Origin of the sequence: Photobacterium alginatilyticum (assembly GCF_009910675.1) — a bacterium.
Classification (GTDB): Bacteria; Pseudomonadota; Gammaproteobacteria; order Enterobacterales; family Vibrionaceae; genus Photobacterium; species Photobacterium alginatilyticum.
Map to the genome: position 1 here is coordinate 1 of NZ_RSEJ01000377.1, position 369 is coordinate 369.

The following is a 369-nucleotide window of genomic DNA, read 5'->3' on the forward strand; positions in this document are numbered from 1 at the left end:
TTCTATTTCACTCCCCTCACAGGGGTTCTTTTCGCCTTTCCCTCACGGTACTGGTTCACTATCGGTCAGTCAGGAGTATTTAGCCTTGGAGGATGGTCCCCCCATGTTCAGACAGGATATCACGTGTCCCGTCCTACTCGATTTCACTGTAAAGGCGCTGTCGACTACGGGGCTATCACCCTTTCTTGCCAGGCTTTCCAGCCTGTTCGTCTAACGCCAATCTAGCTTAAGGGCTAATCCGGTTTCGCTCGCCGCTACTGCCGGAATCTCGGTTGATTTCTGTTCCTCGGGGTACTTAGATGTTTCAGTTCCCCCGGTTCGCCTCGCAACGCTATGTATTCACGCTGCGATACCTGCTTGTGCAGGTGG

Annotated in this window: 1 rRNA gene; it reads right to left on the reverse strand. The window is 53.1% G+C overall.

The features are described 5' to 3' along the window. Nucleotides 1-369: ribosomal RNA gene (locus EIZ48_RS31725) — 23S ribosomal RNA — on the reverse strand; the annotation flags it as partial.